This is a genomic window from Deinococcus fonticola (assembly GCF_004634215.1).
Classification (GTDB): Bacteria; Deinococcota; Deinococci; order Deinococcales; family Deinococcaceae; genus Deinococcus; species Deinococcus fonticola.
In genome coordinates this window covers 1-13635 of sequence record NZ_SMMH01000033.1, presented here as the reverse complement: position 1 = coordinate 13635, position 13635 = coordinate 1, and the positions used below count along the sequence as shown (strand labels likewise).

General features: G+C 64.5%; 11 protein-coding genes. 4 read left to right on the top strand and 7 right to left on the bottom strand.

Annotated features, from left to right (window positions below; translation table 11 throughout):
• The first annotated feature begins 104 nt into the window (after window positions 1-104).
• Complete coding sequence (locus E5Z01_RS20255; protein WP_135230220.1) at window positions 105-434, top strand: Sec-independent protein translocase subunit TatA/TatB; 330 nt, start codon at window positions 105-107, stop codon at window positions 432-434.
• Between the two features lie 25 nt (window positions 435-459).
• On the opposite strand, the gene E5Z01_RS15705 is transcribed toward E5Z01_RS20255, so the two are convergent.
• Window positions 460-2241, bottom strand: coding sequence for a hypothetical protein (locus E5Z01_RS15705; protein ID WP_135230219.1), 1782 nt, complete (start codon window positions 2239-2241; stop codon window positions 460-462).
• A 261-nt stretch (window positions 2242-2502) separates the two neighbouring features.
• Between E5Z01_RS15705 and E5Z01_RS15700 the strand changes: the two genes are divergently transcribed.
• Window positions 2503-3663: an MFS transporter gene (locus E5Z01_RS15700; protein ID WP_240738487.1), complete on the top strand. Its 1161-nt coding sequence runs from the start codon at window positions 2503-2505 to the stop codon at window positions 3661-3663.
• 94 nt (window positions 3664-3757) lie between these two features.
• On the opposite strand, the gene lon is transcribed toward E5Z01_RS15700, so the two are convergent.
• The 5 genes from lon to E5Z01_RS15675 form a co-directional block, all read right to left on the bottom strand.
• Window positions 3758-6229 carry an endopeptidase La gene (gene lon / locus E5Z01_RS15695; RefSeq protein ID WP_135230218.1) on the bottom strand — a complete coding sequence of 824 codons (2472 nt, stop codon included), beginning with the start codon at window positions 6227-6229 and terminating at the stop codon, window positions 3758-3760.
• Window positions 6230-6367: 138 nt separating this feature from the next.
• Entirely contained in the window at window positions 6368-7573 is a 1206-nt protein-coding gene (gene clpX, locus E5Z01_RS15690; protein WP_135230217.1) for an ATP-dependent Clp protease ATP-binding subunit ClpX, read from the bottom strand.
• Entirely contained in the window at window positions 7570-8181 is a 612-nt protein-coding gene (gene clpP, locus E5Z01_RS15685; protein ID WP_135230244.1) for an ATP-dependent Clp protease proteolytic subunit, read from the bottom strand. The genes clpX and clpP overlap by 4 nt, the downstream gene beginning before the upstream one ends.
• A 201-nt stretch (window positions 8182-8382) precedes the next feature.
• The gene (locus E5Z01_RS15680) at window positions 8383-10716 is read right to left on the bottom strand and encodes a penicillin acylase family protein (RefSeq protein ID WP_338069161.1); all 2334 of its coding nucleotides are present in this window, start codon (window positions 10714-10716) and stop codon (window positions 8383-8385) included.
• An 81-nt stretch (window positions 10717-10797) separates the two neighbouring features.
• Window positions 10798-11085 (bottom strand): hypothetical protein, encoded by a 288-nt coding sequence (locus tag E5Z01_RS15675; protein WP_135230215.1) that lies wholly within the window; start codon window positions 11083-11085, stop codon window positions 10798-10800.
• A gap of 87 nt (window positions 11086-11172) precedes the next feature.
• Between E5Z01_RS15675 and E5Z01_RS15670 the strand changes: the two genes are divergently transcribed.
• The gene (locus tag E5Z01_RS15670) at window positions 11173-11853 is read left to right on the top strand and encodes a ribonuclease HII (RefSeq protein WP_135230214.1); all 681 of its coding nucleotides are present in this window, start codon (window positions 11173-11175) and stop codon (window positions 11851-11853) included.
• Window positions 11853-12389, top strand: a complete 537-nt coding sequence (locus E5Z01_RS15665) for an MOSC domain-containing protein (protein ID WP_135230213.1) — start codon at window positions 11853-11855, stop codon at window positions 12387-12389. Before E5Z01_RS15670 ends, E5Z01_RS15665 begins: the two co-directional genes overlap by 1 nt.
• 61 nt (window positions 12390-12450) lie before the next feature.
• Here E5Z01_RS15665 and E5Z01_RS15660 read toward each other — a convergent pair whose 3' ends face one another.
• A complete protein-coding gene (locus tag E5Z01_RS15660; RefSeq protein ID WP_205750504.1) occupies window positions 12451-13308 on the bottom strand; it encodes a CAP domain-containing protein in 858 nt (285 codons plus the stop codon).
• Between the last annotated feature and the right edge of the window lie 327 nt (window positions 13309-13635).

The following is a 13635-nucleotide window of genomic DNA, read 5'->3' as shown; positions in this document are numbered from 1 at the left end:
CCTGCTCTTTACCGACCCTGGCCCCTCCTTTCCTGCACTGATTTCCGCCCTGAAGTGCACCGCATTCCCCAGCCCTGCCGCCCGCCCGGCTCCACGAGGTTTTCATGAACGGACTTGGTTTTCCTGAAATTCTGACCATCCTGATCGTCGCCCTGCTGATTTTTGGGCCGCGTAAACTGCCGGAACTGGGCAAGAGCCTGGGGGCGGGCCTGCGCGAATTCCGCAAGAGCACCCAGGGCCTCAAGGAAGAATTTGAGGACGCCACCCGTGAACTGTCCGGGCCGGCGACCCAGACGGTCAAACCCGCCGAGGTGACGGTCATCGCCGCCCAGCCCCAGGTTATTCGGGCCGAGGCCGCTGTGCCCGCCAGCCCCACCGCCCCGGCCCCCAACGGAGCGAACGCTTCCGAGCCGGCCCCGCAGGGGCGCGACTGAACCGCACCTAAGTTCAGTTCAGCCTTTAGCCCCGCGCGGGAAGCTGCGGGATGGTCATGGCCGCCACCCAGCCCTGCCATTTGACCAGCACCAGGCTCAGGTCGCCGACAGCCACCACCAGCAGATCGGTCAGCACCGCTTTTTCACCGCTCGGGCCGCCTGGCAGCAGCACCGCTACGTCTCCTTTGTAGTCGCGGCTGAGGGTCACGACACGGCCGCTGCACTGCAAATTGAGCGGCTGCTCCCGCAGTTTCACCGCCTTGAAGTGGCCGCCCGTGGGCACGACCAGCGGGTAAGCTGAAACTTCCGCGTTGGTCTGCGTGACCACCTGCACGTCCTCCAGGGCGCGTTGCAGAACCAGCACGTGCGGTTGGGGAACATGCAGCAGGGGCGCCAGGTCGTTCATCAGTTCCTGCACGTCCCCGGCGCGGCGCTGTTCGGCCAGGGTCAATAGGGTGGCCGCGCCCTGGCGCGCGAAAGCCAGCAACTCGGCCGCGTCCACGCCGGAGTATTTCGCAGCGGAAGCGGGCCAGAATTCCTGCGGGTCAACCGGCATGTCGCGCAGGGCACGGGACACTGCGCGTCCCAGCCGCAAATTGGCGTAGGTCTGTGCCGGGTCGAGCAGCTGCGCCGTGAGGTGCGCCTGCTGCGCCAGCTGCCGCAGGGTCTGCTGGGGCGACGCTGTGTGCCGCAGCAGCAGGTAGTCGCCGGTGTGGTACAGCCACAGGATTTCCTGGTTCAGCCTGACTTTCAGGTGCCGCTGCGCCGCCGTCAGCGAGGGCCGCAGCAGCACGAGTTGCTTGTCCAGCATCAGGTGCCAGTCCTGACCGACCCGCTGCCAGCGCAGGTGCAGGTCGTGCCAGTACGTTTCCTGGCCTGCCCCGCCCAGAAAGATCACCAGTTCGTCCTGTTCCTGCGGGGGGTCGGTCAGTTCGGTACGCGGGTCGTCGGAGTACAGGACGCTGCCTGGCGGCACCTCGGTCAGGCGCGGGCGGCCCTGAAGCTCGGCCTCCAGCACATGCTCCAGCCGGGCGCAGGCCAGCCTCACGGCAGGCCGTTCACGCGGGCCGGGCGTTTGCGGGTACTGCTGACGCAGGGCGCGAATCAGGTCGTCGCGCGCCGCCGGGCTGAGGGGCTCGCGTTCGACCGCCTCGATCCGTGCCGCCAGCAGCGCCTCGTCCGCGTGCGGCGGGAAAGGCTGCGCCCGCGTGAGCGACAGGGCGTCGAGGACGGCCAGCTCGCCTTCCCGGGTCAGCAGCAAATGGCACAGCGCCTCCCCGAGCTGCACAGCAATTTCACGGTCATCCAGCGACAGCAATCGGTCGTCCGCCAGCGGTACTGCGAACGCCTCCGTGACGCCCCGCAGGGCGCGCTCCGCCGTTTCGGTCACGGCGTAGATGACGCGCAGGGTGGCGTGCCCAGCCTCGCGGCGGGCCGCCAGCACCAGCGCCTGCACCCGCTCCTGAAGTCGGCTGAACCACACGAGTTGCTGCAATTCCTGCCAGGCCGCCGCTTCCGGTGACTCTGTTTGTCTAACGCGGTGGGACGCGGTGAATGGTTCCCGCACCTCCTCGACTTGCTGTTCAGGTGTGTGGAGCGACGCTTCGACTGGGGCGCGCCTTTTCGAGTCCCGGAAGAGCCGATCGACCCTGGCAAAACGGCGCGTCAGGGCGGCGTCCAGATCAGCTTGCCGCAACTCGTCACGCAGTTCCAGCAGGGAACGCCGCCCCCCCAGCGGTTGCCGGCCCTGGGTAAGGTCGGTCACCTTGTACTCGTACAACTCAAGCAGGGCCAGTTGCGTTTCCACGTTCTGCTCAGTGTGTCATACGTTCCGTGCCCAGTTCCATACCATTTTCTGGAGCATATGTCCAAATGAGAGGTGCATTTCTGGCCGGGCAGTGCGAGTGAGTTGTATCGGGCAGGACGCAGACGGGGCGGGTAGGGGTGCTTTTCTTTGCACGGCGTCAGCGTAGAGCACAGGTCTGAAAGCACAGCATTCCGCCCCTGACTGGCTTTTACTGCACTGGGCCTGCATTGGGGGAGGTGTGGCCCGCTATGCTGCCACCCTGTGCCTGCCTCCTCCCACCCCGACCGCTTGCCCCCTGACCGCTCGCCCCGTGCCCACCTGACCCTGTTGCCCGGCCTGCTGGCCTTCCTGACCATGGGCGTTCTTCAGGCGGTGTACGGCCCGGCCTTTCCGGCCTTTGAGCGCAAGTTTGGGGTGAATACGGAGGGCGTGGCCCTGGTCGCCAGCGTTCATTTCCTGGGATCGGCTGCCGCACCTTTGCTGACGGGCGTGGCCCTGGCCCACTTCAGTACGCGGCGCGTGGCGAACGCGGGCCTGGGCATTCTGCTGATCGGCGTGGTGCTGGTTGCCCTGGCGCCGGGCTGGACGCTGGCCCTGGCGGGCGCCTTGACCGGCGGCCTGGGTCTGGGTATCGTCAGCGCCGCCCTGAACACTGCCTACGCCAGCCTTGGGACGCGCCCCTCGAATACCGTGAACGCCGTGTTCGGCCTGGGCAGCCTGCTCTCGCCGCTGCTGGTTGTCGCCAGCGCCCCGCAAGGCCTAGGGGTGCCATTTCTGGTAATCGCCGTGCTCGCCCTCTTCACCCTGGGGGCCGTCAGTCTGTGGAACGTGCCGGAAGTCCCGAAACATCGAACTGGACAGGCCGAAAGTGGACGCGTCCCCCTCTGGATTCCCCTGATGTTCTCGTTGCTCCTGGGCACTTACGTGGCGCTGGAAGTGGGGTTCGGAGCCTGGATCGCCACTCACCTGACCGGCCTGAACTGGACAAATCCCGCTCTGATCGTCAGTGGGTACTGGGCGGGCCTGATGATCGGCCGTCTGCTGACAGGCGCCTTCGGGGCACGCTTCCAGCCGCAGCGTCTGGTTCTTGGGGCGGTGGTTAGTGCCACGCTCGCCACCCTGGTGACCACGCTCGTCCCGACCCTCGCCGCTCCCCTGTACCTGCTCGCCGGCCTCGCGGTCGGCCCGGTGTTCCCCACGACGCTCGTGTGGCTCAGCCGCGAAATTCCCGTCCGCACCGTGCCGTTCCTGCTGATCTCCGGCAGCCTCGGCGGCGCCGTTTCCCCGAGCCTCATCGGCTGGACGAACGCGCAGTACGGTTCAGGCAGCATCCCCGTCGCCTTTCTGGCCCTGGCCGCGCTGCTGCTGCTGCTCGTGCTGGTCACGCAAGGGCTCACACGCCCCGCAAACGCTGGACAATAGAACTGCGGGCAGGACAGCGTTCTCGATTCGCAGCGGTCACGAAAAAACCCCAGGAAATGAACCTGGGGTCTTGTGCTGGCTTTCTGCGCTGTTCTCAGGCGCCGGGGCGGGTCACGTTCTGGCCCTGGGCAGGCGGAATCGTCGGCTGTTCCGTCTGCGGTTTGGGCAGCAGCAGCAGGTCGAGGACTTCGCCGACACGCTCGACCACGTGAATCTTGAGGTCGCCACGGATGCTGTCGGGTACCTCCTGAAGGTGCGGTTCGTTGTCCTTGGGAATAATCACTTCGCGGATACCGCCCTGGTGCGCGGCCAGTAGTTTCTCCTTGACCCCGCCGATGGGCAGCACCCGGCCGCGCAGGCTGATCTCGCCGGTCATGGCGACATCGAGGCGCACCGGGCGTCCGGTGATGGCGCTGATCACCGCGGTGGCGATGGTAATCCCGGCGCTGGGGCCGTCTTTGGGGGTGGCGCCGTCGGGGAAGTGAACGTGAACATCCAGGTTCTTGTGGAAGTCAGTGTCCGCTCCATACTCGCCTGCGTGCGCGCGCAGGTAAGCGATGGCCGCGCCGACACTTTCCTTCATCACGTCACCCAGGGAACCGGTCATGCTGATCTTGCCGCTACCGGGAGTCGCCAGAGCTTCGACCAGCAGCATCGCGCCGCCCACGCTCGTCCAGGCCAGGCCTTGCGCCACGCCCACCTGCGGTTCTTTCTCCATGCGGTCGGGACGGTGCAGTGGCACGCCCAGGAAATCCGGCACCTGCGGCGCATCGATGACTTTCACGCCGTCCCAGGGGTTTTCCAGGAACTCGCGGGCAGCCTTGCGGGCCAGTTTGCTGATTTGCCTGTCCAGGTTACGCACGCCGCTCTCGACGGTGTATTCCTCGACAATGCGGTTCAGCGCTCCGTCCGTAATCTCCAATTTGCCGTCCAGCCCGTGCGACTTGATCTGGCGCGGCACGCGGTAACGCTTGGCAATCTCGACTTTCTCCGGCTGGGTGTAACCGGGAATATTGATGACTTCCATGCGGTCAAGCAGCGGGCGCGGAATGGTCTGGAGACTGTTCGCCGTGGTGATGAACATGACCTGCGAGAGGTCGTACGGCACTTCCAGGTAGTGATCCTGGAAAGTGTGGTTCTGCTCGGGGTCGAGCACTTCCAGCATGGCGCTGCTGGGGTCGCCGCGCCAGTCGCTGCTCATCTTGTCGATCTCGTCGAGCAGGATGATGGGGTTGGTCACGCCCGCCGTCTTCATGGCCTGAATGATCCGCCCCGGCATCGAGCCGATGTACGTGCGGCGGTGCCCACGAATCTCGGCCTCATCGCGTACGCCACCCAGCGCCATGCGGACGAACTTGCGGTTGAGGCTGCGGGCAATGCTCTTGCCCAGCGAGGTTTTCCCGACCCCTGGAGGGCCGACCAGCACCAGAATCGGCGCACGCAGTTCGGCGTCGTCGGTGCGTTCCTCGGCGGTACGCTCCTTCTTCGCCTCTTCGGTGCCTTCGCCTTCCGCCGCCTTCTCGGCGGGTTTGTGGGTCAGCTGGCGCACCGCCAGGAATTCCAGAATCCTGTCCTTCACGTCGTCCAGCGCGTAGTGGTCGTCGTTCAGGATGTCGCGGGTGCGGGCAATGTCCAGGATTTCCTCGTCGCGCTTGCTCCACGGCACGTCAATCAGCCAGTCGATGTAATTGCGCACGACAGTACTTTCGGGGCTGCCGCCGGGGGTGCGTTCCAGGCGCTGCAACTCTTTCAGGGCCTTGTCCTTCACGCTTTCGGGCATTCCTGCCGCTTCGATCTTCTCGCGCAGGCTCTCGACCTCGGCGGGGCCGTCCTCGCCGCCGCCCAGCTCCTTGCCGATGGCCTTCATCTGCTCGCGCAGGTAGTACTCGCGCTGGTTGGCGTCCATCTGCTCCTTGACGCGCCCGGCGATCTTCTTGTCCATGTTGAAGCGCTCGGTGTCGCGGGTCAGGAGTTTCAGCACGGTTTCCAGGCGCTCGCGCAGGGTCACGGCATTCAGGACTTCCTGCTTCTCCTCAGGCGTCCAGGTGGCGTGGTGCGCGACCTGGTCGGCCAGCACGCCGGCGTCGGTCAGGGCCTTCATGCCTTCGAGCTGGTAATTGTCCAGGCGCAGGTTCTTGTTCTGGCGCTGGTACTCCTCGAAGCTGGACTTGACTTCCTGCGCCAGCACGGTGATTTCGCGGCTGTCGTCGCCGGTTGTTGAAATAGGGGGCGCGGCTTGCGTTTCGGCCCGCACGCGCAGGTAGGCGCTCGGCACTTCGCCTTCAACTTTGGCGCGTTCCTGGGCTTCGATCAGCACCTGGTAGGTGTTGTCGGGCATCCGCACGACCTGCTTGACCACGGCCAGCACGCCCATGTCGTACAGTTCGCCCAGGGTGGGGTCGTCGGTGCGGGCGTCACGCTGGGTCAGCAGCAGCACGCGGCGGTCGGAGGCCTGGGCCTCGTCCACAGCGCGTTTGCTCTTGGCGCGGCCCACGTCGATGTTCTGGGTCATGCCGGGCAGGATGACCATGTTTCTCAGTGCGACTACGGGAAGTTCCCAGATCATTCTTTCTCCTTGAGGCCGCCCCTGGCGGGACGGGAATGTTTAAGTGTATCGCGGAGGAATCTTAAAAAAATACCCCCGCCTGCGGCGTCCCAGGATTCTAGGCGGCAGGCGGAGAGTGTGTTGTAATCTTGGTTGGATTTAGGCAGACTTCTTGAGTCCCTTAGACTCAAGTAGGGTCATTGGGTGGTCGATGTCATCCTTGTCGAATTTCAGTTCCTTCAGGCCGTCCACCGGCATCTCGAACAGCAGGTCGGTCATGGCTTTTTCCAGCACGGCCCGCAGTCCCCGCGCCCCGGTCTTGCGTTCCTTGGCGCGGTGCGCAACTTCACGCAGGGCCGCGTCGGTAAACGTCAAGTCCACGTCCTGAAACCCGAACAGCGCCTGATACTGCTTCACGATGGCGCCCTGCGGCTCGGTCAGAATCCGCACCAGGGCGTCCTCGTCCAGATCCTGCAACTGCACGACCAGCGGCAGGCGACCCACGAACTCCGGGATCAGGCCGAACTTCACCAGGTCTTCGGGCAGGAAGCGCAGTTCGTCCTTCTCCTCGCCCTTGTGCTCGGCCCCGAAGCCCACCGCGCGGACGTTGGTGCGGCTGCGGGCGATGTCGCCCATGCCGTCGAACGCCCCGCCCACGATGAACAGGATGTTCTTCGTGTTCACCTGCACCAGTTCCTGCTGCGGGTGCTTGCGGCCCCCCTGCGGCGGAACCTGCGCCACCGTGCCCTCGATGATCTTGAGGAGCGCCTGCTGCACGCCCTCGCCGGACACGTCGCGGGTGATCGAGGTGCCTTCTGACTTGCGGGCAATCTTGTCGATCTCGTCAATGTAGATGATGCCGCGCTCGGCCGCCGCCACGTCGTACTCGGCGGCCTGGAGCAGGCGCACGATCACGTTCTCCACATCGTCGCCCACATAACCCGCTTCCGTCAGCGTGGTCGCGTCGGCGATGGCGAAGGGCACTTCCAGCATCTCGGCCAAAGACTGCGCCAGCAGCGTCTTGCCCGTCCCGGTCGGCCCGATCAGCAGGATGTTGGATTTTTGCAAGTTCACGTCCGGGTGAGAGAGACGCTGATAGTGACTGACCACCGCCACCGCCAGGGCCTTCTTCGCCTCGTCCTGCCCGATCACGAACTCGTCGAGGTAGGCCTTGATTTCCTTGGGGCTGGGCAGTTCTTCGATGTTGAACTCGCTGCCGGCCTTCTTCTGCTGTTTCACCAGATCATGCGCCCGCTCCGTACACTCGTTGCAGATGAACGCCACGCGCCCCGGAGCCTCGATGAGCTGGGCAATCTGGGGATGCTGCCGCCCGCAAAAAGAGCACCGATCACCACCCTTGGTCATTCCTCACCCCCAATGCTACGAGTGCGCTCGATCACCTGATCAATCAGGCCGTACTTCAAAGCCTCGTCCGGCGACATGAAGTAATCGCGCTCCATGTCCCGCAACAGCTTCTCATGCGGTAAATCCGTGTGCTTGTGGTAAATCTCCACCAGCGTATCGCGCAACTTCAGGACTTCCCGCGCCTGCACTTCCAGGTCCGGCGTGTTGCCCCGGAAGCCCGCCGACCCCTGGTGAATCATGATGCGGCTGTTCGGCAGCGCCATGCGCTTGCCCTTGTCCCCGGCCATCAGCAGCACGCTGCCCATGCTCATCGCCATGCCCACGCAGATGGTCGAAACGGGAGCCTTGATGTAGCGCATGGTGTCGTAGATCGCCAGGCCCGCGTACACCTCACCGCCGGGGCAGTTGATGTACATCTGAATCTCCTGCTCGGGGTTCTGGCTGTCGAGCAGCAGGAGCTGCGCCACGATGCTGTTGGCCATCTGGGACTCCACGGGGGTGCCCACGAAAATAATCCGGTCTTTCAACAGGCGCGAGTAGATGTCGTACGACCGCTCCCCCCGCCCGGTTTGTTCAATCACATAAGGAATAACACCCATAACCCTCAGTATCGCACGAGAGCGCCAAAATCCAACAGTGGAATGCACCACTTGCCCAGAATCAGGACAACCCCGGCTGCAAGACAGGGGTTGACTGCAAAAGGGGCTATGGGACGGGGCAAGCACACACGGAAGGTTCCATTCTGCCTGCCGAATGGGGTGGCTGGTGAAGGCTCTGTTCTCGGCAGGCCAGGGGCGGAAGCGACCGCACTATTTCAGCATCATCACGCTTGTCTTGCCCCAGTCTTTCGGGTCGGTGCTCATGGGCAGGTACTGGCCGGCCACCCACATGGGCTGCTGGTCGGCGGCGTGCGGCAGCAGGGGGTTGCCGCTCTGGCCCAGGCTGCCGATGTACACACTGCGGTTCAGGTCGCTCAGGTCGACGATCTGGCGGTAACTGGGGCCGTGCGTCTGCTTGAATGTGTCATGGTCGGGCCGCGCGACGTTCACGGTGTTCGTCCCGCCGGGCGTGGGGGCGCTGTGGTTAAAGAAGCGGGCCAGGGGTTTCACGTCCGCGAAAATGCGGTGGTTGCTCGCCACCTGGTGCAGTTTTCCGTACTCCCAGGCGCTCACGTCGCTGCCCAGGCGCTGCGTGAGCTCGTCTGCAGCGGCCTTCAGCGTGCGGGTCAGCTCATCCTGGCAGGAGTGATCCGGGCCGCAGAATTCCCCGCTGCTGGCCAGCTGGTTTTTCACGGCGAGGCTGTTGATGGCGACGTCGCTCTTCAACTCATCCCGACCCATCTCCTGAAGTTTCAGCAGCCACATCTCGAAAATGGTGGCCGGAACGCTGTTCACGGTGATATTCCCGTCCCAGTTTTTCAGCAGGTCAAGGGCTTTTCCGCTCGCTTCGCCGTCCGGTCTGGCGCTCAGGAGGTAGGTTTTCAGCTCTTCCCACACCAGGCTGTGCGTATCCAGTTGCACCCTCTTCACGTCCTCGACGGTCAGGCCGGTGCGTTTCGCCTCCAGCAGCCCCGTGATGCGCTGCGCGCGGTACGGTTCGGCCCAGTTGCGGTTGTTCCCCAGGTTGAAGGGGTAGCTGTCCGGTACGACCTTATTGTTCGCGGTGACCACCAGAGCGTCGGCAGGATTGAAGGTGTGTGGCAAGTCGCCGAAGGGAATAAAGCCTGTCCACTCGCGCGAGCCGTCACCCTTCACTGGCAGGCTGCCGTCCCAGCCGCGGCGAATGGGTACTTTCCCCGGGGCGTAATACCCGGTGTTGCCGTCCACGTCCGCGTAAACGAAGTTCTGACTGGGGGCCACGTAACGTTCCAGGGCCGCCGTGAACTCCGGCCAGTTGGCGGCATAGTTCAGACCCAGAAAGGCGTCCATGGTGGTGTCCCCGCCCAGCAGGGCCGTCCACCTCAGGGCCACGCGCTGCCCCAGCCCCTCCGCACCCTCCCCGCTGATGATGGGGCCGTGGCGGCTTTCCTGCAGGGTCAGGGTCACGTCCGGCTGTCCTTTGACCTTGATGACTTCCTGACGGGTCGTCAATGTTGCGTTTTCGGGTTCCAGATACAGATCCTGCACGTCCGGGTTCACGTTCGTGACGCCCCAGGCCACGCGCTCGTTCCGCCCGATCACAATGGCGGGCAGGCCGGGAATACTCGCGCCGATCGCCTTCAACCTGTCGCCCTGGATGTCTGCCAGATACCACAGCATGGGACTGGTCAGGCTCAAATGCGGGTCGTCGGCCAGGATGGGCTTACCGCTGGCTGTGCGGCTCCCGCCTATCACCCAGTCGTTGCTGCCCTTGCCAGGCACGGCCTGCATGCCCAGGGCGCGGGCCGCCCGCAGATTGGCCTGCAATACACGGATGGTGTCCTTTTCCAGCTGGGCGACCTCTCCGCCGTTTTGCTGCGCCTGCGCTGTTTTTCCGAGTTCGTCGGCACTCAGGATGGTGGGCGCACCCGCCGGGTAGGGTGGGAAGACCTGCTCCAGCCCCGCCTGTCCCAGTTGCTTGACCACCGCCGCGCCCAGGACTTCCTGCTCGTAATTGCCGCCCAGGTCGAAGGCCATGAGTTTGCTCCAGGACACGCTGTCCACCTCAGACCAGGGTTCCGGGGTGTACCGCAGAATCTGAAATTCCAGCGCCGTTTTGCCCTGTTTCATGGCGGCATTTACGCCCGCCGTGTACGCCGCAATCAGTTTCCGTGATTGTGGGGAAAGGGCCGGCAGGGCCGACTGCGCCGCCCGCTGAAAGCCCCACGTTCTGAGGAACTTATCCTGTTCCAGCGCGGGTTTCCCCACGATCTCCGAGAGGCGGCCCTGCGCCACGCGCCGCTGAAAGTCCATCTGCCAGGCCCGGTCTTGCCAGTGAACGAACCCCAGCGCGAATACGGCGTCCTCGTCCGTGGCAGCGCGAATGTGCGGCACCCCCCAGGCATCCCGCGTGACCGATACCGGGCCACGCACCACTCCGGCAGGCAAGTTCACCTGGCCCGTCGTACGCGGTGTGGTGCTGCCCCGCAACCACCAGAAACTGCCTGCCAGCACGACCACCAGCAGAAGGAAAAGCCACAGTAGACCACGCGCGACAAGTGTCACTAGCCTCAAAATTTTGCCCCCAGTTCAAAAAGCCCAGTTCAAAGAGTATGGGGACAGCATACGGGAAGCAAACGGCGCCTTCTACCAGTCCTCGTCACTCCAGTCGGTGCGGCGGCCACGTTTGCCCTTCTTTTTCCTGGGACGGGGTGGCAACGTCAACTCGTAGACCTTTTCCGGGTCGCACGGCGCGGCCTGTTCGCCCAGGGTTTCGCCCGGATCGGCCGAGCGCAGGTTGCCCGCCAGGTGAAGATGCTGTTCGCCGCAGTAGGGGCAGGCGCTCACCACCCAGAACATCACCCGCGTGCCCGGCATGTCCCGCAGCTCCACGGTGGCCGGCAGGTGGTTGGCGAGGCGTGACTTCTTTCCCATGCCCCCAGGCTAAGGCCAGAAGGCGAGGCGGTGTGTGCGGCGGGCACGGTAGGAGTAGCCTTCGGCCACCTTTGCTACCTTCTAGGCATGTCCGTTCCTTCCGTGACCCCTGACTGGGCCTTCGAGCGTCAGCATTGGCGGCGCGGCTACTTCCGGGTCGCGGGGGTGGACGAGGCCGGGCGCGGCGCGTGGGCCGGGCCGGTGACGGTGGCGGCGGTGATCCTGCCCGGTTTGGCGCAGGACTACCCGTTCAGAGACAGCAAGCAGCTCTCGGCGGCCCAGCGCGAGGAGTTCGCCACGGAGGTGCGGCGTGTGGCGCTGGCCTACGCCGTGGAGCACGCCTGGCCGGAGGAAATTGACCGCCTGAACATTCTGGGGGCGACCCACACGGCGGCAGCGCGTGCCCTGGCGCGGCTCGACCCGCCGCCCCAGGCGCTTGTGACCGACTACCTGAAACTGCGTACCGACCTGCCGCTGCTGGCCCCCCCCAGGGCGGACGCCCTGAGCTACAGCGTCGCGGCGGCCAGCCTGCTGGCCAAAACGGAGCGCGACAGGCTGATGCGGGAACTGGACGAGCAGCACCCCGGTTACGGTTTCGCAGGCCACAAGGGCTACGGTGCGCCAGGACACCGGGTGGCGCTGCGCGAACTGGGCGTCTCGGCCGTTCACCGCCGCAGCTATGCGCCGATTCGTGCCTTGCTGGAACAGCCCCAGAGCCTTTTTGAGCAGCCACTTTTTGATCCGTCACTTTCAAATGAGGTGAAGTAATGCAAGTCGTTTCTGTCAGTCAGGATGGTCAGCACCGGTTCAGTAAGCAGCTCACCCCTTCCATTCAGCTGCTGGCAGGCCTGGGTGTGCAGGGAGACGCGCACGCCGGAACCAAGGTGAAGCACCGCTCCCGCGTGCGGCAGAACCCGGATCAACCGAACCTGCGGCAGGTTCACCTGATTCACGCCGAACTGCTGGACGAACTGGCCGGGAAAGGGTTCACGGTGCAACCGGGCGACCTGGGCGAGAACCTCCTGACTCGCGGTCTCGACCTGCTGGGGCTGCCCACCGGAACGAGGTTGCGCCTGGGGCCGGCCGCGCTGGTGGAAATCACGGGCTTACGCAACCCCTGCGCTCAGATCGAGCATTTTCAGCCGGGTCTGCTGAAAGCGGTTCTGGACGAAGACGAACACGGCCACCTGATCCGCAAGGCGGGCATCATGGGCATCGTCCTGAGTGGGGGAGAAGTCAAAGCAGGCGACGCCATTCACGTCGAATTGCCGCCGCCACCGCACCGACGGCTGGAACAGGTTTAAGGAGGTCAGGATGACCCTGACCTCCTCTTTTATTTGCCTGGCTTTGCAGTGACCGCTTACTTTAGCGAGCGCCGAAGTCCTGCACCCAGTAGTAACGGTAGCTGCTGCTGGTGTTGTAGGCGTACCCCACGCCCAGTTCCTTGAAAGCGGGGTTCATGATGTTGGCGCAGTGGCCGGGGCTTTGCAGCCAGCCGCTCACGACGCTTTCCGGGGTGCTTTGCCCGGCGGCGATGTTCTCGCCGATGGTGCGCCAGGCATAGCCGGTGGCGCTGATGCGCTGCGCGAAGGTGCGCCCGTCCTGGCTGGTGTGACTGAAGTAGGTTTTGCCGGCCATGTCGCTGGCGTGGCCCTGCGCCGCCTGTTCCAGCAGGGCGTTGTACGCCAGTGGGCTGGTGGCGGCGTAACTGGTGGTACCGCAGGTGCGGGCCTGGGCACGGGCGGCGTTCGTCAGTTCCAGCACGCGCTGCGCGAAGGTGGTGGTGGGGCTGGTCGGCGTGGGGGCGGGCGCGGTCGTGGTGGCCGTCACCGTGATAGGAAAGTCGATATAAGCGCCTGGGTTGCTGGCCAGGGCGGCGCGGACGGTGGCGCTCCCGGCCGCGCGGGCGGTCGCCAGGCCGGTCTGCGTGACGCTCACCACGCCAGCGTTGGTGGTCGTCCACACGAGCTGGCCCGGGGTGGGGGCCGCGCCGTTGACCGTGACGTTGAACTGGCGGGTCTGGCCCACGGTCAGGGTGGTCGCGGCGGCCACGCCCAGTGGACTCAGGGCTTCGTCACTGGCGATGGTGTCGGTGCCCGTTCCAGGCTGGGGCGCCGTGCCCGTCTGTCCGGGGGCAGTGACGCTGGGGTTACTGCCCTGGTTGCAGGAGGCGAGCAGGAGGGTGAGGCCAAGGGCGAAGAAGCTGAGGTTTTTCTTCATCATTCTTGAAGAATTAAACAGCACTTCCAGCTGACGCGCTGTGAGATTTCTGTGTTTTTATTCGACAGTGACAGATTTTTCACATTTTAATTGTGACTTTTATCCAAACCATCTTTCTGTCATTATTCACATAAATAGGTTTTATACGGAACTAAATTGAGTTCAGAACATTTCGAATCCAAGGGAAGAAGGTGAGCGAGCGAACCACTGAAGGATTGGCCATCAGGCGCTGGCACTCCTGACTCAACACCTCCTCGACCTCATCCAGGGATTTGAACGTCCGGTTCGCCACCGGACGTTTCACCTGACCGACCAGCGGCTCTGCGGGCG

What these genes read in the sequence shown, in the direction of transcription:
- E5Z01_RS15665 (WP_135230213.1), top strand. Translation starts at nt 11,853, where the DNA reads ATGCAAGTCGTTTCTGTCAGTCAGGATGGTCAGCACCGGTTCAGTAAG.
- clpX (WP_135230217.1), bottom strand. Translation starts at nt 7,573, where the DNA reads ATGACCAAGGGTGGTGATCGGTGCTCTTTTTGCGGGCGGCAGCATCCC.
- E5Z01_RS15675 (WP_135230215.1), bottom strand. Translation starts at nt 11,085, where the DNA reads ATGGGAAAGAAGTCACGCCTCGCCAACCACCTGCCGGCCACCGTGGAG.
- E5Z01_RS15670 (WP_135230214.1), top strand. Translation starts at nt 11,173, where the DNA reads ATGTCCGTTCCTTCCGTGACCCCTGACTGGGCCTTCGAGCGTCAGCAT.
- E5Z01_RS20255 (WP_135230220.1), top strand. Translation starts at nt 105, where the DNA reads ATGAACGGACTTGGTTTTCCTGAAATTCTGACCATCCTGATCGTCGCC.
- E5Z01_RS15660 (WP_205750504.1), bottom strand. Translation starts at nt 13,308, where the DNA reads ATGATGAAGAAAAACCTCAGCTTCTTCGCCCTTGGCCTCACCCTCCTG.
- lon (WP_135230218.1), bottom strand. Translation starts at nt 6,229, where the DNA reads ATGATCTGGGAACTTCCCGTAGTCGCACTGAGAAACATGGTCATCCTG.